Source organism: Streptomyces virginiae (assembly GCF_040638905.1).
In the GTDB taxonomy this organism is placed as follows: domain Bacteria; phylum Actinomycetota; class Actinomycetes; order Streptomycetales; family Streptomycetaceae; genus Streptomyces; species Streptomyces virginiae_B.
The window spans coordinates 527,283-551,043 of sequence record NZ_JBEZYV010000001.1; the positions used below are offsets into that span (position 1 = coordinate 527,283).

Genomic DNA, 23,761 nt, shown 5'->3' on the forward strand with positions numbered 1-23,761 from the left:
ACCGCAGCGCCGCCTATCAAGTTGATCGCCGTGCTGAGGTCGGTCAGTTCCCCCGTCAGCAGGCGAGGGAGGTCGCCCCCCTCCCTACGCGCGGGTCTTCAAGCAAGTTGATATGCAAAGAGTTTGACTATTTGATGGGGGTCGGCTTCATTCTTCCATCCAGGAGGCGTTCCCCTTGCATGCCCGTATAGGCCCCGCTGCGGGCACAGCGGTTCTGTGCCACGCGTGGTTCTTCTTCGGCTTCCTCTATGAGGAGATCGTCGATGTCCCGAACATGATGATCGGCGCACATGCTGTGGAAGCCCAGGCTTTGTGGGACCCGTACCATTCGGTCACCAACCCGGTCTTCTACTATGCGATCGTGGCTGTCCCGGCCCTGGGCTCGCTGGCCTTTCTCTGGCTGAAGCGGAGCGGTCTGTCGCCCGCGAACCAGACTCGCCTGCGACTCGCCACCTGCGGCCATCTCGCCATGGCCGTGCTCACCCTCGTCGCCGTCACGCAAATCAACGGCATGCTGTATTTCGGGCCTCCGATCAACGACCCGGCGCGCGTCGACACACTTGCCTGGGCCTGGTTCGGGGTCAACGCTCTGCGCATCGGGGCCACAGCCTTCGCCACGGTCAAACTCATCGACTTCTACCTGAACATCCGCAGTACGGCGGCAGGTTGTCCCGCATAACCTGCCTCTCGACCGCCCACCACCGACGTATCACGGCAGCCGCATCAACGGGATACACCAGCCCGTAGGCCAGGGCCGAGGCCGGCTCTCACCGTGGCAGCGTGCATTGGTGATCCGGCGCGGGCTCGGGCATCGGCTGCTTTCCCGCGGGGTGCCCCGTCGCGATTGTCAAGGAACTGGAGGTGGTCACGGCTGAAGCGCCAGGAACGCCGGGTCGGCCGCGTTCGCGCCACAGATCAAGCCTCGCCACGATTGGGATCTTCCCTGTCGCAGGTGGGAGGCCGTCACGTAGGGGCTGCTCTTCCCCCAGCGGGCGTGTGGGCACGGCGGGCTGCCGCATGGTGCTGGAGGCCAGGTGCGGCCGAGCTGGTTGTAGGGCGACAAGGTGGCGGACCCACTCGTCACGGTCGGTGGCGTCGCCGGGGTGACAACCGGCTTCGTGCCCACCCCCGTGACATCCGTGGAACTCTTCGAAGCTGGGGATCAACGTGAGTAACGTGGCGGTCGCGACGGACCGCTCACGGAAACCGTCAGCGCCTGAACCTGACTTGAGGCTAACGTTCGATTTCCTCGACGATGAATGATCGGAAACTTGCGCTAGAAAAAGTGCTGGCCGATCGGCAGAGTAGCTTCGAGTCGATCAATCACTCAACGGCCGGTGGTCTTGCGGAGCCTGATTGCGCCCCGGTCCGCAACGCGAGCGATCGCGCGACACCAACCCTGTCCGCTTGCAATCCCGTTGACCTGCCCGACGGCAGTACGGACCGCACCACATTACCCATGGAAAGTGAGAGCCGCGTTGGCGAGCAGTCTCTCCTGATGCCTGCGGCGCCATAGGGAGGATGGGGGACTTGGCAACCCACCGCGCCGGGGCCGGCCCTGTTCTGAAAGGACCCCTTACACATGGAGGATTGAACACAGCTTCGCCATCCTCCAGGAAGCCAGAGGGGCATGCCCGAAACCGACATTTGAGGTTTGACGGTGAGTCGCAAGTTTTTTATATCCGGTGTCATGTTGCTGTTCGCGGCAGTTCTCCTCGGCGCCCTGACCAAATACGTTGACATGCACGTCCAGGAAGCCGCGGCCCGCGCGGACCGCAATCTCGACCTGGCGGACCGTTACATGCTCGAGGCGAATGAGGCCGTCAACCTTCATCGGCATCACTTGCTTCAGGAGGCTCGGTCTTGGACTCGGTCCTCCAAGTTTGAACTGGCTGTATTGGACGACCAGAAGCACAGCAGGTTGTGGTTCGGCGCGATCGCGGCTTCGTCACTGATCGCAGGCGCCGTAATCCTCATGCTCGGTCACCGACGCCCAGTGGTGCCAAGCAAAGCCTCGGCGGGATTGATCGGTGTGGCGCTACTGGTCGTCGGCGGTCTTGTCGGCGCCCTGGCCATGCAGGTTCACACACGCGTCAACGAGACCGAGAACTACGGGTACCTAAATCGCGCGTTGGCGGATCGCAGGTTGCGCGAGGCGGATCAGGCTGCGGACGTGCAACGCGAATGGGAACTTCGGGACGAAGCGTGGAATGCGGAATTCTGGGTGCACGAAGAATCGGTTGAGCTCGAGGTCCAGCGGCAGACCAGGTTGTGGTTGGGCCTTGCCTCAGCTTCAGCACTGACCGCAGGGGCAGTGGTTCTCTTCATCGGCCGCAGACGCCCGGCGGTGCCGGGCGAAACATCGCCAGGGTGACCTTGCACGGACATGCTGCCGATGAGTACCGGGGGGAGCGTGACGCTGTCCCCGGGCTGCGTGACGAACCAGCGGTCCCGGCCCTCGGCGTCGGCGGGCACATCCTGGAGGCGCTGCACGCCTCGCTCCGGACCCAGCCCAAGGGGGCAGGGACCCGGCTGGAGTTCAACCGGAAGGCCCACTTCCTGGCCTTCGTCCCATCGCCGCAGCCCTCATCAACTGCGGCCGACTCGCCAAGTGAAACGACTTCTCCTCTGTGAAGTTTTGATCAACAAAGCGCCTCGGCATTCCGGGCCCGCAGTTACCACCACAAGGAACACATCGCCATGCATGTCTCGAAACTGCTGCCCGCTGCTGTCATGACCCTTGCACTCTCGGTCATGACCGGTTGCGCAGTCGACGTCACGACGCCGGCCGAGGGGGCGTCGTCATCGTTGCAGACCACCGGAGCCCCCAGCACAGGTGCCGCCGCCGACAGTAGTGCCGGCGGGGCTTCCGGTTCGCCTCCGTCCAGCACGGCCAAGCCGCTTCAGCTCACCGGCACCAATAATGTGCAGTCCGCCGACTGCCGGGGACGCGACACGACCATCGAAGCTGACTCCAGCAGTTTCTTCATCGAGGGGGATTGCGGGACCGTCACCGTCAGCGGCAGCAATAACTCGATCTACGTGGAGTCCGCCGACATCCTGACGGTCCGCGGGGACGTCAATGGGGTGGCAGTGAAGACCGTCAGTACCCTCAGGGTCGAAGGCCTCAATAACGGGGTGGTTTGGGTGCGGGCCTCCAACGGAGACCACCCCGAGGTGACGGCCGGGGGTGCCACCAACAGGGTCGCCCGCGTCAGTGAGCAGCAGTACAACGACGCACTCAAGGAAGACCAAGAGCTGTAGTAGCAGGGAGAAACCGAACGCATCGACTTGCGACCCCCCGATTTCCACTGATCGGGGGGCTCCCTCTCGCCCGCTACACGCCGGGCGCTGTCGGACCTGAGACGCTGAGGTCGCCGTAGGCTGACAGAACGCCGGCCAGGTCACCGGGTTCGTGCCGCAGGGTGGCGTTCAAGAAGGCGAGAGTGGTTGCGGCGAGAGCGTGCGGGCTCTCGATGCGGCCCAGAGAGCCGACCATCGAAGGAACAGGCGGCAGGCACAGGGGGCCGTCCATGAAGGTGAGGTGTGCGGCGCCGGGGATGGTGAGCGGCGTACAGCGAGTCCTCGGTAATCCAGGACAGTCCTACCATCGCCACGGCTGACTCCTGACGTGCGTGCCGGTCCGCTCCGGATCGACCACGGCCACGCCCGGATGCCGTCCGGGCCACGCGCCTGTACCGAGGACCGCTGGAGCCGGGACCACAGCGGTGGCACGCCGAAACCGCTTGAGCGCGGAGCCCAGGTGTAGCCCCTGGTCGCCGCCGGCACCCGCACCTCCTCCGCACCGTCCAGCGTCTCCAGGAGCAGGTACATCTGTGGCGGCTGTTCTCCGCCCTACGAGGCCCTGCGCGGAGTTGAGCCGTTCGCCCGCGGGGCTCACGCCTATGTCCGCTCCCGCAGGATGCGCTCCGGGCGCGTGGACGCCGCGCCCGTGGAGGGCGGCCCGGGGGGTGCCACCCGGCCGCGCAGCGGGAAGGCCGCCCGTTCATGCCAGGACTCGCCGTCGCAAACCAAAAGCTGAACCGCCGAGACGCGGGCGGTGACCGGCAGACGGCCGGTGAGGGCGGCCTCGGCCTCGTCACATACGCTCCGCTCCTGACCATGGGCCACCGTCAGGTGCGGGACGACCTCGACGAACCGGCCCCCATAGGGCGGGACCTCCGGCCATCGTTCGCAGACGGCTTGAGTAAGAGCCCGCAGCGGACCCTCCGGCGTCGGCACCAGGAAGAGCACGTCGGGGAACCGCCCGAAGCCTTCGAACCGAACGTCGAAGGCGCAGTGGGCCCCAATGACCAACTCGAGCGCGCCGAGCACGTCGGCATCGATGCGGCCATGGTCCAGAAATGGATAGAGCACCGTCACGTGCGCCGGAAGCCTTGCTCCGGCCGAGGAGTCGAACCGTTGGCGCCATTGGCCCACGAGCGGCTCGGCTTCGGGCACCTTGACCAACAGCACCGTTTCGCCTGCCTGATACAGGCCCGACTGGTCTTCCGGCATCTATCCCCCTGATCCCGGCCGGTCTCATAGGACCACACGCCGAAGAGCGTCGCAGCATGTGGGGACGAGTCGGCGGAGCGGTGTTCCGAATCCGTCGAACCGCAACTACGTCGAGGCGCTTGGCTTCCCCGCGCACCGCATTGCGGCAGCTCGTACCGCCTGCCTTGGTCCGGTCTCGCGTTCCCCGCATCGCGGCTGGAGGCCCGTTGCGCCGAGGTGCTTGGGGGCTCACTGCTCCCCTAGAGTCATCCACTTCTCCGGTTTCTCCAGTGATGCGAAGCCCACCTTGGCGTAGACCGCGTGCGCGTCCGCCGTGGCCAGCAGGATTCGGCGCAGGCCGTAAGGAGAAAGATGGTCCCGGATCGCAGTGGCCAGAGCGGTTCCCAGGCCCTTGCCACGTACGTCGCGTGCGATGTAGACGTCACACAACCAGGCGAAGGTGGCCGAGTCGGTGACAACACGGGCAAAACCGACCTGGGCGCCTGAGACGCTGTCGTAGACGCCGAAGTTGAGGGAACAGGCGATCGCCATGTCCTGCTTTTCCCTGGATCGACCAACGGCCCAGTAGGAGTCCTGTGACAGCCACTGGTGGATCAGCGCAGGATCGAGGCGGGCAGGGTCTGTGGATATCTCATATCCGGTAGGAAGTTCAGCGTTCATGAGTGTATTGATCCAGTCTGTGCAGCTGACCAGCCATCACGGAATTCGGCATCCGAGTCAGGCCCGTGTTGTCCTGCTCTGATGGACGTCGGATCGGCCTCGGCGGCTAGGAATCTGAGCATGGGTCATCCTCTGTGACGAGATGCGGATTTCGTTTGCTGTGCCAGTGTCACTCGCTGGGTCCGGCAGAGGCGTTTCCGACCTGAGGATCCAAACTGGCGGCATTCAGACCGCCTGGCACCGTCTGGCAGGTTCGGCCACTTTGGTATATCGCTGCACGGCATCTCCTGGTGTCGCCGCGGCCACGACGTCACCACGCCTGCGAGGGCTTGGAAGACGACTGTCGCTTCGCAAAAGCGCTCTGCCTCCACCAGCGCGTAGGCAAGTGTGTTCAGGTCGGCGAGACGGACGCGTGCTGCAAGAACCCGGACATCGCCAACGCTCTACCGGCCGAGCCGTCACAGAGAAGTCGTGACCGACTCCGCAAGAAAATAGGGTTGCATACCTCGCCCGCTCCCCCGGACTGGTCCACCCGGCAGCGACCAGACGACGGCTGTCGGACCCGAAGGATTCCAGCAAGCCGATCATGCTGGCAGCTCCTCCAAACGTCCATTCGCGACGAACGAGACTTCGCCGCCGACCTGTACCGAGCGGACGTCCCCACTTGGGCCGTGCGCGCTGATCGTCATCTGGCTGGGACGGCCAGTGAACCGGCCCTGTCTGAGGACCACCTTTTCCCCGTCGCGGATGCGGCCGTGGCGGCGCAGATAGGCGGCGGCACATCCGGCTCCGCTTCCGGTCGCCACATCCTCGACGATGCCGTCGTTGTTCCAGTGCCGTGACTCCATGGTGTCGGCATCGAGGAGATAGGCGAACTGTGCGCCGAGACTGGAAAGCGGCGTGTCGAGATCGAAAGCGATCCGGGCCCGTTCGAGTGCGCCGCTGCGTACCGGCAGCACCAAGTAGCGCAGACCGGTGGAGACCACCTCGGGCGGGAGATCCGCATCCAGATCTTCTTCATTCAGCGAAAACCAAGACGCCAGGTCCTTGCGGTCCGGCCGGCCGAGGAAGGAGGGAGCGCCCTGATCCAGCACGCTCGCGTACCGCCCAGGCCCACGCCGATGTGTGGTGATTTCCACCGTGCGGGATGTCAATTTCATCTTCCACGTCTCACTGTCGCCACTGCCATGCAGCGCGTGCAGGACACAAGCGGCCCCGATGACAGGGTGGCCGGCGAAGTCGAGTTCCTCGACGAGGTCGAAGACGCGGGCGCGCCAAGCTCTGTCTCCCGCGTCCTCACCTGTCAGGAAGATCGATTCGAAGTGGCGCATTTCCCGCGTGATGGCCGCCATCTGGCCGCTGCTGAGCTGGGCGGCATCGGGGAAGACGGTGAGGCTGTTGCCGCCGAAGGGGCGAGAGCTGAACACATCGACGTGGAAGTAGTGCATGGGACTGACGCTAATGATTCGCTCCTTCAGATGGACCTACCCGATGGAAAGGGGACCGTACAACGTGCGGTTATGGCCTTCGACCGCGATCTACGGGGCATTGCGGGGTGGGACTGATCGAAGACCTCGCCGCTGCACCGTTCCCCCAGGCCCTTGCCGATTTTGCGCGCCTTGACCCCGAAGCGACGCTGGAAGTGGTCAGCGCTCCCGGGCCGTACATGAGGGAGGCCTTTGGTCCTCCGGACGTATCCATATCGCCCTGTGTGATCCGTCCTACCTGCCCGGCCTACCGCCCGTGCTGTTCTCCCCGCCGTGCCGCTGGCGCACGCCGGTGCTGTACGCGCTGGAAGCCAACGGGCGTCCATGGCGTGTTGTTTTCGAAAGCACCAGCCTGGCCGCCGTGCAAGCCGCCGTCCGGGCCGGCCTCGGCGCTGCGGCTCTACCGCCCGCTTGCGTGGAACCCGGCACCGCCGCATACGGCGGCACGCCAGAACTCCCTCACGTCGAACTGGGTCTCATTCGGCGCACAGGCACGGAAGGCGATCCGCTCATCGACGCGGTCGAAGACTTACTTGGACGTCTGGCCTGACGAGAGCAGGGGCCCAGCGGCTCATGCGGTCACAGCACCAGCTGCTCAGCAGCCTGGAGCAGTGCCTGCCGGGCGGCTTTGATGGTGGGGTGCTGGCCGCCTCCGCGACGCACGGCAGTGAGCAGTCTGCGCCTGTGATGAGCCCGTGGCAGTGGCTGTATGGGGACGGTCGGGGGACGGCCGTGCCATGCCAAGCCCGGCAGCAGCGCGGCCGCATGACCCTGTTCGGCGAGCCGCAGATGCAGGAAGTGATCGGTGGACTCGTACCGGATGTCCGGTTCGAAGCCTGCTTCGCGGCACAGTGCCATCGACCAGCGGCGAGCGATGGTTCCCTCGGGCTCCATGATCCACGGCAGTTTTGCCAGGCTGAGGAGCGCTTCCATGGGGTCGGCCACGCCCCCAATGGCCGGATGAGCCAGATGCAGGGTGTCCTCACACAACTCCTCCTGTTCCACCTCCGCGGGCCGAGGACCGGGGATACCGGGGTACTCCACGTCGATGATCAGATCGAAGTCACGCGCCAGCAGAGCAGAAATGGCACTTTCCCGCTCCATCTGAGTGAGATGGACACGCAGCAGCGGATGAGCGGCATGCAGCAGGTTCAGCGCGGTGGGGACCAGGGCAAGCGCCGCACTCTGAAAGGAAGCGATGCGGAGCGTTCCGGTCAAATCGGTCAAAGATGTCGCAATGTCGGTCTCTGCGCGTTCCAGCCGCTCCAGGACAGCCTCGGTGTGGGCTACGAGGATCTCCGCCTGTTGGGTGAGGCGTACCCGCCGACCGACGTGTTCCAGTAGCTGGACGCCGACCTCGGATTCCAGCAGCGACAACTGCTGAGAAATGGTCGATGGACTGTAGGACAAGGCAGCGGCAACGGCGGCCAGCGTGCCGCGGTGCTTGAGCTCCCTGAGAAGTCTGAGCCGGTGAAGATCGAACATGACAGCGCCTGAAACAGCTGGCTTTCTCGTGGGAGAGCTTGTTCCGGACGCGCAGAGTGTGATGTCACCCTACGCCTCGCGGTCCACTCGGGCTGACGGCGGCGGATTGCAAGGATCAGCGCCGCCGGTTCTGGGCTGGGTGCCGTATCGAGGGGTGCGCGGTGGCCAGGAATCCCTTGGGCGCGGTCGGATCGTAAGGCGACCACCGGGCCATTGAAAAGCGCTACGAGGTCACGCTTGAATGCGTCCTGGGCAGGTCGCCGGCACGGCCCGTTTCAGGCAGGTGATGTCACGCCACTGGTGCCTGGGCGAGCCGTTCCGGATGTGGCGTCGTCGAGGTCATGGCCTGGCTTCGGCGTCCTCGGCTGCCTTGCGCATGCCGGCCACCCGGCCGCGCACGCCGAACCACCCGGCGACGAGGGCCCCGACGATCAGCGGAAGACACAGCACGGTGGTGCGTGCGGCGCCGCCGTCGGCGTACATCAACACCAGGACGGAGGCCAGGAAGCCGAGGGTCACGATCTCGGTCCACGGCGAGCCGGGCAGCCTGTAGCCAGGACGCGTCAGCTCGCCCTGCTGCGTCTTCCGCCAGAAGAGCAGGTGGCAGATCATGATCATGCCCCACGTGGCCAGGACGCCGATCGCCGCGAAGTTCAGGACGATCTCGAACGCCTCCGCCGGCACGACGAAGTTGAGACCGACGCCGAGCACACAGATACCGGTGGTGAGCAGGATGCCACCGTAGGGAACCTGGCTGCGGCTCATCGCACTCGTGAACCTCGGTGCCGAGCCGGACATCGCCATGGACCGCAGGATGCGGCCGGTCGAGTAGAGGCCGGAGTTGAGCGAGGACATGGCCGCGGTGAGGACGACAAGGTTCATCACGCCGCCCGCGGCGGGGACACCGATGTTGGACAGCACGGTCACGAAGGGGCTCTCGCCGGCGACGTACTTGTTCCACGGCAGCAGCATCGAGAGCAGGATGACCGAGCCGACGTAGAAGAGCGCCACGCGCCACATGATCGAGTTGATCGCCTTGGGCATGATCTTCTCGGGGTTCTCGGTCTCACCCGCGGTAACGCCGACCAGCTCGACTGCGGCGTAGGCGAAGATGACGCCCTGGGTGATCAGGAGCATGGGCAGCAGACCGTTGGGGAAGACGCCTCCGTTGTCGCTGATCACGGACAGACCGGGGTGGTGACCGTCGACGGGGTGTTGGGTCACCAGCAGGAAGATGCCGATACACATGAAGACGACGAGGGCGCCGACCTTGACGATTGCGAACCAGAACTCCAGCTCGCCGAAGATCCGCACCGAGATCAGGTTGACCGCGAGGACGACCGCAAGGGCGATCAGCGCGATCACCCATTGGGGTATGTCGGAGAACATGCCCCAGTAGTGGGTGTAGGTGGCCACCGCGGTGATGTCGGCGATACCGGTCGTGGCCCAGTTCAGGAAGTACATCCAGCCTGCGGTGTAGGCGCCCTTCTCGCCGAGGAACTCCCGGGCGTACGACACGAAGGCGCCGGACGAAGGCCGGTACAGGACGAGTTCGCCGAGCGCGCGGACGACGAGGAAGGCGAAGACGCCGCAGACCGCGTACGCGACGAACAACGACGGGCCGGCCTCGGCGAGGCGGCCGCCGGCACCGAGGAAGAGGCCGGTGCCGATGGCACCGCCGATGGCGATCATGCTGACGTGCCGGGACTTCAACGACTTGCTGTAACCGGCGTCTCCAGCGTCGACATTGGGCCGGGCCGGTCCGGATGGCGCTGCGGGCTTTACGAGCGACTGCTCACTCACGCCTTGCTCTCACTTTCCATAAAATGATTCAGTGCGGTCCGTTACTGCCGGTCCGCTGAAGATTTCGATAGGCGCACGCCGTCGGTCAACGAACGTTGCGGACGGCCCGGGTTCGCGCGGTCTCCCGCGTCGGGGACCAAGGCGGCAATCTGGCTTCCCCCGCGCTCTACCGAACGTCCGTTCGGGAAAGGCCATTGATCGACCCGGGCTTACTGTGCCGAACGGCATGCGCCTTTTCCAGCGCAGGTTTCCGATCGTTCATCGTCGAGAAAACCGAACGTTGTCGACATGTTCGCGCTCACATGTCGAAGTCCACGGTGAGCTCGTCCGATGCGGGGCGGGTCTGGCAGGTCAAGACGTATCCCGCGGCCACCTCCGCGGGCTCCAGGGCGTAGTTGCGGCGCATGTCCCCCCGGCCTTGGGTCACCAGGGCGCGGCACGTCCCGCAGACGCCGCCTCGGCAGGCGAACGGCAGGTCGGGGCGGAGCTGTTGGGCAGCGTCGAGCACGGTCCGGTCCCGGGGGGCCGGAAACGTGGTGGCCCTGCCATCCAGGACGACGGTGACTTCGCTCGTGGTGAGACCGATCGCCGAGACCTCGTGGCGGGCGGCGGGCGGCTCTTCATCGGCGTGGAACAGTTCCTGGTGGATTCGGTCGGCCGGGACGCCGAGCCCGGCCAGGATGGCGCTGGAGTCACGGACCATGCCGTGCGGACCGCAGAGCCACCATTGGTCGACGCCGTCGGTGTCGACCAGGGCAGCGAGCAGGGCGGTGAGCCGCGCCGCATCGAGGCGGCCGGTGAGCATTTCGGCCTCGCGCGGCTCGCGGGACAACACGTGAACGAGCTGGAAGCGGGCCGGGTACTGGTCTTTCAGGTCTGCCAGTTCGTCCGCGAACATGACCGTATCGGTGCGCCGGTTGCCGTAGAGGAGGGTGATGCGGGATGAGCCGTCGGCGCCGAGTACGGAGGCGGCGATCGACAGCATCGGTGTGATCCCGGATCCGGCGGCGATGAGCACGTAGTGGCCGAGGCCACCGGGTTGACCGGAATCACCGGGTTGTCCGGCTGCGGTGAGGTCGGGGGTGAAAGCACCAGCCGGCCCCATCACCTCAAGGATGTCTCCCGGGCGCACACCGTGGACGAGCCAGGAAGAGAACAGGCCGCCGGGTACGACGCGGATGCCGATGCGCGGTGGCTCCCCGACGGGGGAGCAGATGGAGTAGGAGCGGCGCTCGTCGCGGCCGTCGATCTCCCGGCGCACGGTGAGGCACTGGCCGGGGAGGAACGCGAACTCCTCGGCCAGGCGGTCCGGTATCGCGAGGGTGAGCGCGGCGGCGTCGGAGCACAGCCCCTCGACCGCTGCGACGCGCAGGGCGTGGAAGGCGGGACGCAGACGGGTCCGCGCTGTGCCGGGGGGACGGGAGGGGGTCGTCATCAAAGGTCCTTGAGGTGCTCGAAGGGCTCCAGGCAGGTGCCGCAGCGACGGAGCGCCAGGCAGGCGGTTGCGGCGAACCGGGAGATCTCCTCGGTGTCGACCGAGGCGCAGCGCGGGCAGGGCACATCTGACGGGGCGGGCCCGAGGGACAGCCACACCGGCCCGGATTCGCTGCGGCGCCGAGGCCCCGGTGGTGCGATGCCGTGTTCGGCGAGCTTGTGGCGGCCCTGGGATGTGATCCAGTCGGTGGTCCAGGGCGGGTCCAGCACGGTGACGACCCGGACGGCGGGAAAGCCGGCCGCCTGCAGCCGGTTGGCGGCTTCGGCCCGCATCTCGGCCACGGCGGGACAGCCGGAGTAGGTCGGGGTGAGCCGCACGACCACCGTACCGTCCTGCTCCACCTCGACGCCGCGGAGCACTCCGAGGTCGGCGAGGGTCAGCATGGGCAGTTCGGGATCGGGGATCTCGCAGACGGTACTCCAGGCGCGGTGCGCCGCCTTTCGGCGGCGCTCGCCGGCATCCGCGAGCGTCACCATTGCGCCTGCGGGTGTGCGCGGGCGATGCTCTGGAGTTCGGTGAGGAGCGGCGCCAGGTGTTCGGTACGGTCACCGTCGCGGCCGGAGCCGGGTATGGCGGGGGCGGACGCCGGGCCGAGAGGCAGGACCTCGGAGGGGTCGAATCCCGCTCGCACCAGGACGTCCGCGAGGCGCCGCAGTGTCCGATCGGCGACCACCGCGGACTCGGCACCCAGACCGGCTGCGGTCCGGTCGGTCAGTGGTTCTGCCAGCCAGGGCGCGATGTCGAGCAGGGCCGTTCTGAGGCGGTTACGGGACTCGTGAGTCCCGTCGCCGAAGCGCACGGTCCACACGGCGGCGTAGTGGCAATGGTAGGAGAGCTCCTTCACGCTCTTGGCGGCGATGGCGGCGAGCACCGGATCAGGAGCGCCGGTGAGCTCCTCGAAGACGGCCAGCCGCCAGGCGGACAGCACGAGCAGCCGTGTGATCGTGAAGGCGAAGTCGCCGCCGGGCAGTTCGGCCAGCCGTAGGTTGCGGAAGTCGTCTGGATCACGGAAGTAGGCGTACGCGTCCTCGCCGCGGCCCGTACCGTCGGCCCGTCCCGTCCTGGCGTACAGCAGCCGGGCCTGGCCGAGCAGGTCGAGGCCGATGTTGGCCAGGGCGAGTTCCTCCTCCAGTTCCGGGGCGCGTGTGCACCACTCGGCGAGCCGCTGGGCGGACACCAGGGCGTCGTCGCCCAGGGCCAGGCAGCAGGCGGCCAGGTCTCCGGCGTCGACGCCGTCCGGCACCCTCTGGTCGATGCCGTGCAGGGGGTCGGTGAAACCGGTGCCGAACGCCCACTGCGCGTCGTCGTGGTCGACGTACAGGTCCTCGTCACTCATTTGCGGCCGCTCCTAGATGTGGGGTACGTCGTCGGGGATGTCGTAGAAGGTCGGGTGCCGGTAGACCTTGTCGCCGCTGGGCGCGAAGAAGGGGTCCTTCTCGGCGGGGGTGGAGGCGGCGATGGAGTCGGATCGCACGGCCCAGACGCTCACGCCCTCGTTGCGCCGGGTGTACAGGTCGCGGGCGTGGACAAGGGCCATCGCGTCGTCGGGCGCGCGCAGGGAGCCCACGTGGACATGGTTCAGTCCGCGCTTGCCCCGGACGAACACCTCGTACAGCGGCCACTCGTCCCGTATGCGGACGGGTCCGCCGGCGGAAGTCCGGTCGGTGCCGCTCATGCCGCCGCTCCTTCCCGCACCCGGGTCGCCTGCTTGGCGGCATGGGCCGAGGCCGCCTCCCGCACCCAGGCGCCCTCCTCGTGGGCGGCCCGGCGCCGGGCGATCCGCTCGGCGTTGCACGGCCCGTCGCCGGAGACCACGCGCGTCAGCTCGTCCCAGTCGGGGGCGCCGAAGTCGTGGTGCCCGCGTTCCTCGTTCCACCGCAGGACGGGGTCGGGCAGGGTGACGCCGAGCTTCTGGGCCTGCGGCACGGTCATGTCGACGAACCGCTGTCGCAGTTCGTCGTTGGAGTGCCGTTTGATCTTCCAGGCCATGGACCGCGCGGAGTTGGGCGAGTCGGCGTCCGGCGGGCCGAACATCATCAGCGACGGCCACCACCAGCGGTTCACCGCGTCCTGCACCATCTCCCGCTGCTCGTCGGTGCCGCGCATCATCGTCAGCAGGAGTTCGTACCCCTGCCGCTGGTGGAAGGACTCCTCCTTGCACACGCGCACCATGGCGCGCCCGTACGGGCCGTACGACGTACGGCACAGGGGTACCTGGTTGCAGATCGCCGCGCCGTCCACGAACCAGCCGATCACGCCGACGTCGGCGAAGGTGTGGGTCGGGTAGTTGAAGATGGACGAGTACTTCTGGCGGCCGTCGATCAGACGCGCCGTCATGTCCGTGCGGTCCGCCCCGAGGGTCTCGGCCGCGGAGTAGAGGTACAGCCCGTGCCCGGCCTCGTCCTGCACCTTGGCGAAGAGGATGGCCTTGCGGCGCAGCGAGGGCGCCCGGGTGATCCACTCGCCCTCGGGCTGCATGCCGATGATCTCGGAGTGGGCATGCTGGGCGATCTGCCGGATCAGTGTGGTGCGGTAGCCGTCGGGCATCCAGTCCCGGGGCTCGATGCGCTGGTCGCGGGCGATGGTCTCCTCGAAGGTGGCCTCGGGGCCCTGGGGCCCGGTTGGTGTGAGGGTGGGGGTGTTCATGGGGTGTGCGTGTCCCGTCGTACTCGGTGAGTGGGTTATTGGCCGCGGAAGGCGGGGCTGCGGCGTTCGAGGAAGGCGGTGACGGCTTCGTGGTGGTCCTCGGTGGCGCCGAGCCGGCGCTGGATCACGGCTTCGCGCTCCAGCGCGGCCGGCAGGGGGGCGGTGGCCGCGGACCGCAGCAGTGCCTTGATCTCTCGGTGTGCGGCGGTGGGTCCGTCTGCGAGGGAGCGGGCGACGGCCAGCCCTTCAGCCGTGGCCGAGCCGTCCGCCACGACGCGGTGGACCAAGCCCCAGCGTTCGGCGTCCTGGGCGGAGAAGCGGTCTCCGAGGAGCATGAGTCCGGCGGTCCGCGAAGGACCGAGCTGGCGGGCGAGGCCGCGGGCGACCCCGGAGTCGGAGGCCAGGCCGAGGCCGGTGAAGGCGGTCGCGAAGCGGGCTCCTTCGGCGGCGACACGTACATCGGCGCAGAGCGCGATGCCGAGCCCGGCCCCGACGCACGCGCCCTCGACGGCCACGACGAGCGGGACCGGCAGCCCGTGCAGCTCCTTCAGCAGCGGGTTGTAGTCGTTGGGAAGGTTCGCGAAGGCCGCCTCGGGCGCGGTGTTCAGCAGCCGGGCGTGCTCCTTGAGGTCCTGGCCGACGCAGAAGTGGCTTCCTCGGGCGGTGATCAGGGCCGCCCGTACACCGCGTGCGGTGTCCGTGGTCAGGCGGCGTGCCGCCATGAGGAGCGCGCTGCGCATGTGGATGTCGAGAGCGTTGCCGCTCCCGGGACCGCGCAGTTCGATGACGGCCACGGCGTCGGTAACGTCGTAGGCGACCCCATAAGGGACGGGGCGGCCCGGCTCCTGGGCGTCGGTGGGCGCACCGTCGGTCACGGCCATGGATAGAACCCCTGACCTGTCTTGCGGCCCAGCTCGCCGCGGTCGACCTTCTCCCGCAGCAATGCCGGCGGGGCGAACCGCTCGCCGAGCGTCCTGTGCAGGTGGTCGGCGATGGCCAGCCGTACGTCGAGACCCACCACGTCGGTGAGGCGCAGCGGCCCCATCGGGTGCCGGTATCCCAGGCGCATGGCCGTGTCGATGGCCTCCGGCTCGGCGACCCCCTCCTCGACCATGCGGACCGCCTCCAGACCGAGGGCCAGGCCGAGACGGCTGCTGGCGAATCCCGGCGAGTCCTGGACGACGACCTTCTGCTTGCCCAGGGCGTGTGTCCAGCCGACCGCCGCCGTCAGGGTCTCCCCGGTGGTGTCGGGAGTGAGGACCAGTTCGACGAGCGCGGAGACGGGCACCGGGTTGAAGAAGTGCATGCCCAGGAAGCGTCCCGGCCGCTTCAGGGCCGCCGCGAGTTCGGTGACCGGCAGGGAACTGGTGTTGGTGGCGAGTACGCACCGCTCCCCCACGGCCCGCTCGGCGGCGGCGAGCAGCCGGGCCTTGAGCGCGGCGTCCTCCGGTACCGCCTCTACGACGAGATCGGCGTCGGCGGGTAGTTCGGCGATCGAGGTCACGGCGGTGACCCGGTCCGGTACGTGACCGGTGACGGATCCGCCGGGCCCCCCGCGCTCGGCGGCCCGCCGCAGCCCGTCGGCGATGCGGTTCAGCGCGACGGTCGCGGCCGCTTCGTCGTGTTCCACGACGACCACGGACGACCCTGCGGCCGCGAAGGACTGGGCGATACCGGTCCCCATCCGGCCGCCGCCGATCACCCCCACGACGGCGGGTGGTGCTGATGCCGAAGTCATGCCCGGCCTCCGTTCTTCTCGTTCTTCTCCAGGAATCGCGTCATGCGCTCCTCCTTGTCGCGGCCCTCGAACAGCACGGCCTGGGCGAGGTCGTCAGCCACCGGATGGGCACCCGGGGCGTCCGTGACGAGCTTGGTGAGCCGCAGGGCGAGCGCCGAGGAGCGGGCCATACGGTCGAGCAGGGTGTGTGCCTCGGCGATCAGCCGCTCGGCCGTTACGACGTCCATGACCAGCCCACAGGCGAGCGCGGCAGGTGCGTCGAGGTTCCGCCCGGCGAGCAGGACCTGTTTGGCCACCGACTCGCCGAGCAGCTCCCGCAGCCGCCAGCAGGCCCCGGCGGCGGCGAGGATGCCCAGGCCCGGTTCGGGGTTGCCGAAGACGGCGTTCGGCCCGGTGATCCGGATGTCGCAGGCGTACGCCAGCTCGGCGCCGCCGCCCAGCGCCCAGCCGTCCACCGCGGCCACGGTGGGCATGGGCAGCCTGCGCACCCGCTCGAACAGACGGCTGTTGATTCCCTGCAGCGCCTCCTCCCGGCCACGCCGCCGCAGTTCGGCGATGTCGGCGCCGCCGGCGAAGACCCCGCCGTGCCCGGTGAGCAGCAGCAGTCTCGGCTCGCGCTCCAGGTCCTCGCACACGCGGTGCAGCTCGGCGATCATGCCGCTGCTGATGGCGTTGCGCGCCTCGGGCCGGTGCAGGGTCACGACGAGCCGGTCCGCGCGCTCCTCGACCCGCAGGGTCTCGTACGCCGTGTCCTCCCGCGTGCTCATACGCGCTCCACGAGCATCGCCACGCCCTGGCCGACCCCCACACACATGGTCGCCAGTCCCCGTCGGGCGTCCTCGCGTTCCATGCGTCCGAGCAGGGTGAGCAGGATGCGGGCGCCGGAGCAGCCGAGCGGGTGTCCGAGGGCGATGGCGCCGCCGTCGGCGTTGACGCGGTCCTCGTCGAGCTGCAGGCGGCGGACGACCGCCAGCGCTTGGGCGGCGAAGGCCTCGTTCACCTCGACGGCGTCGAGGTCGTCGGCCCGCCAGCCCGCCCGGTCGAGCGCCCTCAAGGCGGCCGGCACGGGCCCGAGCCCCATCAGGCGGGGCTCGACCCCGGCCGAGGCGGCGGTGACGACGCGGGCCCGGGGAGTGAGCCCGTACCGTCGGACCGCCGCGCCACTCGCCACCACCAGGGCCGCGGCCCCGTCGGACAGCGGCGAGGAGTTGCCCGCGGTGACGATCCCGTCGCTGCGGAAGGACGTGCGCAGTCCGCCGAGCTTCTCCAACGAGGTGGAGGGCCGAGGCCCCTCGTCCTGGGTCACCTCGCCGTCCGCCGCCCGCACCGGCACGATCTCCTCCTTGAAGCGGCCCGCCCTCTGGGCGGCCTCCGCCCGGCGATGGCTGCGCAGCGCGAAAGTGTCCGCCTCAAGGCGGGTGATGCCGTCCAGGGCGGCGACCTCCTCCGCGGTCTCGCCCATGGACAGGGCGGTCGCGGCGGGGAAGCGCGGGTTGGTGAAGCGCCAGCCGAGGGAGGTGTCGTGGACCTCGCCGGGCCGGGCCCAGGGCGTGCCGGGCTTGGCCATCACCCAGGGGGCACGGGTCATGGACTCCACTCCGCCCGCGACGACCAGGTCGGCCTCTCCCGCACGAATCGCCTGGGCGGCCGAGGCGACGGCCGTCAGCCCGGACGCGCACAGTCGGTTGACGGTGTATCCGGGCACGGTGTCCGGCAGTCCGGCCAGCAGGACCGCCATCCGGGCCACGTCCCGGTTGTCCTCGCCCGCCTGGTTCGCGGCGCCGAGGATCACCTCGTCCACGGTGTCGGCCCGGATGCCCGAGCGCCGTACCGCCTCGCCGACCACGAGGGCGGCAAGGTCGTCGGGGCGTACGGAGGCCAGGGCGCCTCGGTGGCGACCGAGCGGAGTGCGGGCTCCGTCGATCAGATAGACCTCGTCACGCATCGACGTGCTCCTCTGCGGGTGCGTGGCGCCGGGCCTGGACGACCGAGAAGCGTCCGGTGACGAACGCCGGGTCGGTGAGGGCGGCATTGGCCGCGGGGTTGGCCGCGGTGCCGTGGAAGTCGCTGAAGGCGGCGGACTGGTTGACGAAGACCGCGCCGGTCAGGTTCTCCGACAGGTGTACGCCCGCCTCCAGCGCGGTTGCCCGTGCCGCCTCCAGCACACCCGCGTCGGTGGCGTACACGGAGGCGGTCAGCGCGCCGTGGCGCCGTACGGTGTCGTGCAGGAGACGCAGGCCGTGCGCGGTGGAGTCGGTACCGATGACGAAGGAGACCGGACCGAACCACTCGCTGGTGTAGGTCTCTTCGTCGGCCTCGGCCTCGAGCCGGACCACCAGCGGGGAACGGACGGCCGCATCCGGAAAGTCCGGGTGGGCGAGTCGCCTCGACGGATGGGCGGTACGGTCGAGTTCCGCCGCCTCCGCCACGCGCTTCAGCACACCGTCGTTCACGATCGCGCCGAGGGTGGCGGCCGCACGGGCCGGGTCGCCGAGCAGCCTGTCCAGGGCGGCGCCCAGGTCGGCGGCGAACTCGTCGGCCGTACGCCGCCCCTGGTCGGTCGGGAAGCCGTCGCGGGGGACGAGGAAGTTCTGCGGGGTGGTACACATCTGGCCGCTGTAGAGCGACAGGGAGAAGGCAAGGTTGCGCAGCAGCCCCGCGTAGTCGTCCGTGGAGTCCACGACGACGGTGTTGAGTCCGGACTTCTCGGTGTGGACGACGGCCTGGCGGGCGTTGGTCTCCAGCCAGTCACCGAACTCGCTGGAGCCGGTGAAGTCCACGATGCGCACATCGGGGTGGGTGGCCAGGGCGGGAGCGGTGCGCTCCTCGGGCTTCGCGGCGGCGAGCAGTACCACATCCGGATCGAAGCCGGCCTCCGCCAGCACCTCACGGGCGATCCGCACGGTGATCGCCAGGGGCAGCACGGCACGTCGATGAGGCTTGACGACCACCGGGTTGCCGGTGACCAGACTCGCGAACAGTCCCGGATAGCCGTTCCAGGTGGGGAAGGTGTTGCAGGCGATCAGTACTGCCACACCGCGTCCCACGGTGGTGAAGGTCTTGTCCATGACGAGTGGGCCGCCCTTGCGCTGCGGCTTGCTCCAGCGGGCCGCGACCGGATGGCGGGTCTGCTCGTTCCATGCGTGGGCGACCGCTTCGAGGCCCCGGTCCTGGGCGTGCGGACCGCCGGCCTGGAACGCCATCATGAAGGGCTGGCCGGTGGTGTGCTGCACGGCGTGCGCGATCTCGAAGCTCGCCTCGTTCAGCCGGGCGAGGATCTCGGCGGCGACGCCGGCCCGGGTGTCCGGGCTCGCGGCGCGCCATGTCACCGCGGCTGACTTGGCCGTCGCGACGGCCACATCGGGCGCCAGGTACGGGTAACTGACTCCGAGCGGGAAGCCGTAGGGCGAAACCTCGGTGGCGGGCACGGTGCCGGTGGCCGGATGCCCTTCGATGCGGAAGGGCCGGCCGAGGAGGCCGCGGAAGGCGGCCTCGCCCAGCTCGGATGCCTGGGCTCCGTACGCAGAGGCGCTGGGGGTTTCCGGGTACGGCGTCCAGTAGGTGCGGTCGGCGGCACACTCCACCGCCTGGTCGAGCAGGCCCGCGTGGCGGACGAAGAAGTCGGGATGCTGGTCGGTGGTCACTGAGAGCTCCTGGCCGAACGTTCGGTAGGTTGATGGGTGCAAGGCGCCCGGGCGGACGCGGGGGAAGCGGGGGTGGATCAGACGTCGGCGAGCAGGATCGCCGGGCGTTCCACGCAGTCGGCCACGAAGCGCAGGAACCCGCCGGCCACACCGCCGTCGCAGACCCGGTGGTCGAAGCTGAGGGAGAGCTGCATGACCTTGCGGACGGCGAGCTCGCCGTCCACCACCCAGGGTTTGTCCACGATGCGGCCCGCGCCGAGCAGAGCGGCCTCAGGGTGGTTGATGATGGGCGTGGACCCGTCGACACCGAACACGCCGTAGTTGTTGAGGGTGAAGGTCCCGCCGGTCAGGCGGTCGGGCGGCAGGGCCCCGTCGCGGGCCAGCCCGGTCAACCGGGCGAGCTCGGCGGCCAGTTGTGCGGTCGTCATGCGCTGTGCGTCGCGGACGACGGGGACCACCAGGCCGCGTTCGGTCTGGGCGGCGAAACCGAGGTGCACCTCATGGAAGCGGACGATCTCCCGCCGCTCGGTGTCGACGGTGGAGTTCAGCTCCGGGAAGCGGTGCAGTCCGGCGACGCAGATACGGGCCAGCAGGGCCAGCAGCCCGATGGGGCGGCCGGGGTCTGCGGCCTGCATGGCCTTCCGGGCCTGGAGCAGGCTCGTCGCGTCCACGTCGACCCAGGTGGTGGCGTCGGGGATCTCGGTGCGGCTGCGGGAGAGCTTGTCCGCGACCGCGCGACGGACGCCGCGCAACGGGATGCGCTCAGGGCCGGCCGGCGCCGGCCGAGCGTGCGGTGCGCGGTCCGCCGACTGCTGCCGGTCCGGGGTGACCGGCGCGGTATCGGGGCCCGTCGCCGGCTGACCGGCCCGCCCCACGGCCTGCTCGACATCTCGTCTGAGCACGACCCCTGCGGGACCCGAAGGCGCCAACCCGGCGAAGTCGATCCCGTGCTCCCGCGCCATCCTGCGTACGAGGGGGGATATGACGCGGGGAGCGTGCAGCTCTCCGGACGGCGCCGCCTCGGCAGCAGTGCCGCCTCCCGTCGCGGCGCCCCCGCGTCGGCGGCGGCGGCGCGGTGCCGGACCATGGCCGGTGCCGTAGCCGATCAGGACGTTGCCGGACCCGGCCTGCTCCTCCTCCCGGTATCGCTCAACCGCGGGATCGGCCGACATCGAATCGGCTGGAGGTTCGCCGGAAGGCCGGCCCCCCGGGCCCTCCCCCTTACCGCCGGACCGGTCGGAGGCCGGCGCACCCACCGTGATCAGCGGCTTCCCCACCTCCAGCGCCGTGCCCGCCTCCGCGTGCAGCCGCAGCACCGTCCCCGCGTACGGGACCGGTACCTCGACCGCGGCCTTGGCCGTCTCGACCTCGATGACGATCTGGTCGATCGTCACCGTGTCGCCGACCGCGACCTTCCACTCGACGATCTCGGCCTCGGTCAGCCCCTCGCCGAGATCGGGCAGCCGGAACAGCTGCTCCCGAAGCGCTGCGGTGCTCATGCGGCCGTTCCCTTCAGCAGATGCCGGGTGTCCGGCTCGTCGCCGAACTGGAGACGATCGACGGCGTCGAGGATCCGGTCGACGCCCGGCAGATGCGCGTGCTCCAGCTTCGGCGGCGGGTACGGGATGTCGAAGCCGGCCACCCTCAGGACCGGCGCCGCCAGCGAGTGGAAACAGCGCTCCTGCACCCGTGCGGCGATCTCCGCCCCTACGCCGGCGAAGCCCTGGGCCTCCTGTACGACCAGGCAGCGCCCGGTCCGGCGAACCGATGCCGTGACCGTCTCGTCGTCGAAGGGCACCACCGTCCGCAGATCCACGACCTCCAGCTCGATGCCATCGGCCGCCGCCGCTTCGGCCGCGGCCAGGGCCACCGGAACCGAGGGCCCGTACGCGACGACCGTGGCGTCGCGGCCCTCCCGTCGGATCGCCGCCCGCCCGAACGGCAGCGCTCCGCGCCGCTCCAGGTCGGCTTCCTCCTTCGACCAGTACAGCTTCTTCGGCTCCAGGAAGACCACCGGGTCGGGGTCGGCCACGGCGTCCCGCAGCAGCCAGTACGCGTCCTCGGCCGTCGCCGGGGTGACCACTTTCAGGCCCGGGGTGTGCGCGTAGTACGCCTCGCTGGAGTCGCAGTGGTGCTCGACTCCCCCGATGCCGCCCGCATAGGGGATACGGATCACCATCGGCAGCGCGAGCCGCCCCCGGGTCCGGTTGCGGAGCTTGGCGACGTGTGAGGCGATCTGTTCGAACGCCGGATAGGCGAAGGCGTCGAACTGCATCTCCACCACGGGCCGGAAGCCGCCCATCGCCATGCCGACGGCCAGTCCTACGATGCCGGCCTCGGCCAGCGGGGTGTCGAAGCATCGCTGCTCGCCGAAGTCGCGGGTCAGCCCGTCGGTGATCCGGAAGACGCCGCCGAGCGGACCGACGTCTTCGCCGAAGACGAGCACCCGCTCGTCCTCGCGCAGTGCGTCGCGCAGTGCGGTGTTCAGCGCCTGCGCCATCGTGACCTTGGCCATGGCCGTCAGTTCTCCTGGGTGTCGAGTGCGGGGGAAGCGGCGTCTGCGGCCAGTTCGGCCGCAAGCAGGGCGCGCTGTTCGCGCAGTTGCGGAGTCGGCTCGGCGTAGACGTGGTCGAAGAGCTCCAGCAGGTCGGGCACGGACTCCTCGTTCATGCCCGCGCGCAGCTCGGTGGCCAGGGTCTCCGCCTCCTCCCGCACCGCCGCTACGTCCTGGTCGGTGAGGGCGCCGCGGGCCCTCAGATACGTTTCAAGACGGCTGACCGGATCGGCGGCGCTCCATCGTTCGACCTCCGCCTCGTCCCGGTAGCGGGTCGCGTCGTCGGCGTTGGTGTGTGCGTCCATGCGGTAGGTGTGCGCCTCGACCAGGACCGGTCCGTGCCCGGCACGGGCGTGCTCGACCGCCGCGGTCAGCACCGCCAGCACGGCGACCAGATCATTGCCGTCGACCTGTTCGGAACGCATCCCGTGTCCGATGCCCTTGTACGCGAGGGCGGGTGCCGCGGACTGCCGGGCCAGCGGCACGGAGATCGCGTACTTGTTGTTCTGGACGAAGAAGACGACCGGCGCACGGAAGACGGCCGCGAAGTTCAGCGCCTCGTGAAAGTCCCCCTCACTCGTAGCGCCGTCTCCGACGAGGGCCATCGCCACACCGTCCCCGCCCGTGCGGCGCAACGCCTCCGCCATGCCGGTGGCGTGCAGCACCTGGGTGGCCAGCGGGGTGCACTGGGGGGCGACGCGGGTGGCGGCCGGGTCGTATCCGCAGTGCCAGTCGCCGCGCAGCAGCGTCAGCACCTCGAGCGGGTCGATGCCCCGGGTGACCAGGGCCACGGAGTCGCGGTAGGTCGGGAACAGCCAGTCGTCCGGGCGCAGCGCGAGTACGGCTGCGATCTGGCAGGCCTCCTGGCCCCGGCTGGACGGGTAGACCGCGAGCCGCCCCTGCTTGGTGAGCGCGGTGGCCTGGGTGTCGAAGCGGCGCCCCAGGACCATCCGCCGGTACGCCTCGCGCAGCGCCTCGGGCGGAGGCTCGGTGTAGTCGGCGGTGGGCTTGGCCACCGGCGCGCCGTCCACGGCCACGAACCGCACCGGCTCGAGGGACGGCAGGAGGCCCTGGACGGTCTGGCGGAGGCTCTTCACGGACATGGAGGGCACTCACTTTCTCTGGACACTTGACGCGAGTATCGTCACCACTGCTGAATATGTGTTCAAGGTTTGCGGCAAACCGGCGACGGACTGCTGAATCAAGCGCTCTGGGAGGGCAAAGTGTCCGAGCAAAACTCACCCTCGGAGTCGATGACCGGACGAACTGCCGTTCGACTCGACGAGACCGACCGGCACATCCTGGCGGGGCTCATCGACGACGGCCGGGTGTCGATCAAGGCACTCGCGGACAAGCTGCACATCTCGCGTGCCAACGCGTACACGCGCATCAACAGGCTCATGGCCGAGGAGGTCATCACGGGCTTCAGCACGCAGCTGAATCCGCAGCGGGCCGGCCTCGGCACGAGCGCGTACGTGACGCTGACGATCGACCAGAATGCGTGGCGGGACACCTCCCGGAAACTGCGCGAGATCCCCTACGTCGAGCATGTCACCCTCGTTGCGGGCGACTTCGACGTCCTGGTGCTGGTCCGCACTCCGGACAACTCGGTGCTGCGCCAGGTCGTCCTGGAGCGCATCCAGGCAGTACCGGGGGTGCGCTCGACCCGCACCTGGCTGGTCTTCGACGAGGTGCGGGGACGCGGAACGCACTGGACTGCCTGACTGCCCG

The 23,761-nt window shown here is 68.9% G+C and carries 23 protein-coding genes; 5 read left to right on the plus strand and 18 right to left on the minus strand.

Features of this window, described 5'->3' with window-relative positions; translation table 11 throughout:
* The first annotated feature begins 175 nt into the window (after window positions 1-175).
* The 3 genes from AB0F82_RS02510 (at window position 176) to AB0F82_RS02520 (ending at window position 3,264) form a co-directional block, all read left to right on the plus strand.
* Window positions 176-679 (plus strand): hypothetical protein, encoded by a 504-nt coding sequence (locus AB0F82_RS02510; protein WP_362622967.1) that lies wholly within the window; start codon window positions 176-178, stop codon window positions 677-679.
* Window positions 680-1,690: 1,011 nt separating this feature from the next.
* Window positions 1,691-2,374 (plus strand): hypothetical protein, encoded by a 684-nt coding sequence (locus AB0F82_RS02515; protein WP_362622970.1) that lies wholly within the window; start codon window positions 1,691-1,693, stop codon window positions 2,372-2,374.
* 326 nt (window positions 2,375-2,700) lie between these two features.
* Window positions 2,701-3,264, plus strand: a complete 564-nt coding sequence (locus AB0F82_RS02520) for a DUF3060 domain-containing protein (protein ID WP_362622973.1) — start codon at window positions 2,701-2,703, stop codon at window positions 3,262-3,264.
* Between the two features lie 639 nt (window positions 3,265-3,903).
* Here the strand turns inward: AB0F82_RS02520 and AB0F82_RS02525 are convergent.
* From AB0F82_RS02525 to AB0F82_RS02535, 3 genes are all read right to left on the minus strand, one after another.
* Window positions 3,904-4,518, minus strand: coding sequence for a 2'-5' RNA ligase family protein (locus tag AB0F82_RS02525; protein WP_362622976.1), 615 nt, complete (start codon window positions 4,516-4,518; stop codon window positions 3,904-3,906).
* A 228-nt stretch (window positions 4,519-4,746) separates the two neighbouring features.
* Window positions 4,747-5,178 carry a GNAT family N-acetyltransferase gene (locus AB0F82_RS02530; RefSeq protein ID WP_356809749.1) on the minus strand — a complete coding sequence of 144 codons (432 nt, stop codon included), beginning with the start codon at window positions 5,176-5,178 and terminating at the stop codon, window positions 4,747-4,749.
* Window positions 5,179-5,762: 584 nt separating this feature from the next.
* Window positions 5,763-6,626: a PhzF family phenazine biosynthesis protein gene (locus AB0F82_RS02535; protein WP_362622979.1), complete on the minus strand. Its 864-nt coding sequence runs from the start codon at window positions 6,624-6,626 to the stop codon at window positions 5,763-5,765.
* A gap of 295 nt (window positions 6,627-6,921) precedes the next feature.
* Between AB0F82_RS02535 and AB0F82_RS02540 the strand changes: the two genes are divergently transcribed.
* Window positions 6,922-7,215, plus strand: coding sequence for a LysR substrate-binding domain-containing protein (locus AB0F82_RS02540; RefSeq protein ID WP_362622981.1), 294 nt, complete (start codon window positions 6,922-6,924; stop codon window positions 7,213-7,215).
* 29 nt (window positions 7,216-7,244) lie between these two features.
* Here the strand turns inward: AB0F82_RS02540 and AB0F82_RS02545 are convergent, their stop codons facing one another.
* The 15 genes from AB0F82_RS02545 to pdhA all read right to left on the minus strand — a co-directional run bounded on the left by AB0F82_RS02545 (window position 7,245) and on the right by pdhA (window position 23,133).
* Window positions 7,245-8,150 (minus strand): LysR substrate-binding domain-containing protein, encoded by a 906-nt coding sequence (locus tag AB0F82_RS02545; protein ID WP_356809751.1) that lies wholly within the window; start codon window positions 8,148-8,150, stop codon window positions 7,245-7,247.
* Between the two features lie 339 nt (window positions 8,151-8,489).
* Window positions 8,490-9,953, minus strand: a complete 1,464-nt coding sequence (locus AB0F82_RS02550; RefSeq protein ID WP_436842015.1) for an amino acid permease — start codon at window positions 9,951-9,953, stop codon at window positions 8,490-8,492.
* 298 nt (window positions 9,954-10,251) lie between these two features.
* On the minus strand, window positions 10,252-11,388 hold the full coding sequence (paaE, locus tag AB0F82_RS02555) for a 1,2-phenylacetyl-CoA epoxidase subunit PaaE (RefSeq protein WP_362622984.1): 1,137 nt from the start codon (window positions 11,386-11,388) through the stop codon (window positions 10,252-10,254).
* The gene (paaD, locus tag AB0F82_RS02560; protein ID WP_362622987.1) at window positions 11,388-11,924 is read right to left on the minus strand and encodes a 1,2-phenylacetyl-CoA epoxidase subunit PaaD; all 537 of its coding nucleotides are present in this window, start codon (window positions 11,922-11,924) and stop codon (window positions 11,388-11,390) included. Before paaD ends, paaE begins: the two co-directional genes overlap by 1 nt.
* Window positions 11,918-12,784 (minus strand): 1,2-phenylacetyl-CoA epoxidase subunit PaaC, encoded by an 867-nt coding sequence (gene paaC / locus AB0F82_RS02565; protein WP_362622990.1) that lies wholly within the window; start codon window positions 12,782-12,784, stop codon window positions 11,918-11,920. Before paaC ends, paaD begins: the two co-directional genes overlap by 7 nt.
* A gap of 12 nt (window positions 12,785-12,796) precedes the next feature.
* A complete protein-coding gene (gene paaB, locus AB0F82_RS02570; RefSeq protein WP_362622993.1) occupies window positions 12,797-13,123 on the minus strand; it encodes a 1,2-phenylacetyl-CoA epoxidase subunit PaaB in 327 nt (108 codons plus the stop codon).
* Complete coding sequence (gene paaA, locus AB0F82_RS02575; protein ID WP_362622996.1) at window positions 13,120-14,094, minus strand: 1,2-phenylacetyl-CoA epoxidase subunit PaaA; 975 nt, start codon at window positions 14,092-14,094, stop codon at window positions 13,120-13,122. The genes paaB and paaA overlap by 4 nt, the downstream gene beginning before the upstream one ends.
* A 35-nt stretch (window positions 14,095-14,129) precedes the next feature.
* Entirely contained in the window at window positions 14,130-14,975 is an 846-nt protein-coding gene (locus AB0F82_RS02580; RefSeq protein WP_356809765.1) for an enoyl-CoA hydratase/isomerase family protein, read from the minus strand.
* Window positions 14,966-15,832: a 3-hydroxyacyl-CoA dehydrogenase family protein gene (locus tag AB0F82_RS02585; protein ID WP_362622999.1), complete on the minus strand. Its 867-nt coding sequence runs from the start codon at window positions 15,830-15,832 to the stop codon at window positions 14,966-14,968. The genes AB0F82_RS02580 and AB0F82_RS02585 overlap by 10 nt, the downstream gene beginning before the upstream one ends.
* Window positions 15,829-16,599 carry an enoyl-CoA hydratase/isomerase family protein gene (locus AB0F82_RS02590; protein ID WP_362623002.1) on the minus strand — a complete coding sequence of 257 codons (771 nt, stop codon included), beginning with the start codon at window positions 16,597-16,599 and terminating at the stop codon, window positions 15,829-15,831. The genes AB0F82_RS02585 and AB0F82_RS02590 overlap by 4 nt, the downstream gene beginning before the upstream one ends.
* On the minus strand, window positions 16,596-17,777 hold the full coding sequence (locus tag AB0F82_RS02595; RefSeq protein ID WP_362623005.1) for a thiolase family protein: 1,182 nt from the start codon (window positions 17,775-17,777) through the stop codon (window positions 16,596-16,598). The genes AB0F82_RS02590 and AB0F82_RS02595 overlap by 4 nt, the downstream gene beginning before the upstream one ends.
* Window positions 17,770-19,476, minus strand: coding sequence for a phenylacetic acid degradation protein PaaN (gene paaN, locus AB0F82_RS02600; protein ID WP_362623008.1), 1,707 nt, complete (start codon window positions 19,474-19,476; stop codon window positions 17,770-17,772). The genes AB0F82_RS02595 and paaN overlap by 8 nt, the downstream gene beginning before the upstream one ends.
* Window positions 19,477-19,553: 77 nt before the next feature.
* Window positions 19,554-20,975, minus strand: coding sequence for a dihydrolipoamide acetyltransferase family protein (locus AB0F82_RS02605; RefSeq protein WP_362623011.1), 1,422 nt, complete (start codon window positions 20,973-20,975; stop codon window positions 19,554-19,556).
* Complete coding sequence (locus AB0F82_RS02610) at window positions 20,972-21,991, minus strand: alpha-ketoacid dehydrogenase subunit beta (RefSeq protein WP_362623014.1); 1,020 nt, start codon at window positions 21,989-21,991, stop codon at window positions 20,972-20,974. Before AB0F82_RS02610 ends, AB0F82_RS02605 begins: the two co-directional genes overlap by 4 nt.
* 5 nt (window positions 21,992-21,996) lie before the next feature.
* Window positions 21,997-23,133: a pyruvate dehydrogenase (acetyl-transferring) E1 component subunit alpha gene (pdhA, locus tag AB0F82_RS02615; protein ID WP_362623017.1), complete on the minus strand. Its 1,137-nt coding sequence runs from the start codon at window positions 23,131-23,133 to the stop codon at window positions 21,997-21,999.
* 150 nt (window positions 23,134-23,283) lie between these two features.
* Between pdhA and AB0F82_RS02620 the strand changes: the two genes are divergently transcribed.
* Window positions 23,284-23,754, plus strand: a complete 471-nt coding sequence (locus tag AB0F82_RS02620; RefSeq protein WP_362623019.1) for an Lrp/AsnC family transcriptional regulator — start codon at window positions 23,284-23,286, stop codon at window positions 23,752-23,754.
* Window positions 23,755-23,761: the final 7 nt, after the last annotated feature.